We start from the raw sequence: 792 nt of genomic DNA, 5'->3' as shown, positions 1-792 counted from the left end.
TGAGGCGTTTGTTAGCTTTATTTTACAAGATCCGTATTGTTGAATAATCAAATGACCCTAAATCTACAGCTAACTCATTTGTGAATGCTTCTTTATATGCGTTTGCATCAAAGCCGACAAACTTTACACCTTGATCATTGAGAGCTTTAAAGACTTTAACAGCTGCTGATATATAAATTGGGATGATATTTACATAAACCTGCTTTAGCGGATATCTTTCACCTTGGGCATACTTTTTAAGTTCGCCAAAGCTCAGATCATTTTCAAGTTGGTTTAACAATTTCTGGCGATTTTTATCGCTCATACGATCTTCAAGAAATGGTGAGCCTAGTGAAGCATCAACTCGGAGGTAGAAGTCCTCTAGCTTATATAAGTGCTTCATTTTATGACCATTAGTCAATATATTGTGGCTTGCGAGCAAAAACTCTGCACCTAAATACTTCTTGTGCCCATCATTTAAGCCCATTTCTTGATTCCAAGTTTTAAACAACAAATGGTTACGGTGATGAACCGCATTTCTCAATAAAATCAGAACTGCTGTATCTGCATGGTCAAAGTAATCAAAAAGATCCTTTGTTACATCATACAAGCTATGGAAAGCTTCAAGCTTTGCTTCCATAGCCCTATCTAAGTTATCAATAGCCTCTTCGGCATCAACCAACTTTAAACGATTGAAATTCATATGTGCTTCGCCATAAATCCTCATGGCATTCGCTAATTTGCTTAACGCTTGTTCTTGTATAACCACTATTTTTCCTACGATAAACTGATGGATAAAGCTAACGCCCGCCT

Annotated in this window: 1 protein-coding gene; it reads right to left on the bottom strand. The window is 37.0% G+C overall.

Going from position 1 to position 792, the window contains the following annotated elements; genetic code table 11:
• Positions 1-22: 22 nt before the first annotated feature.
• Positions 23-792, bottom strand: a 770-nt coding sequence (locus GOU96_RS17890; RefSeq protein ID WP_324702104.1) for a hypothetical protein, incomplete at its 5' end; no start/stop codon positions are given.

Origin of the sequence: Vibrio sp. R-1, from assembly GCF_035615595.1 — a bacterium.
GTDB lineage: Bacteria > Pseudomonadota > Gammaproteobacteria > Enterobacterales > Vibrionaceae > Vibrio > Vibrio cholerae.
The sequence above is the reverse complement of the archived record's forward strand: the minus strand, read 5'-3'. Positions and strand labels throughout refer to the sequence as shown.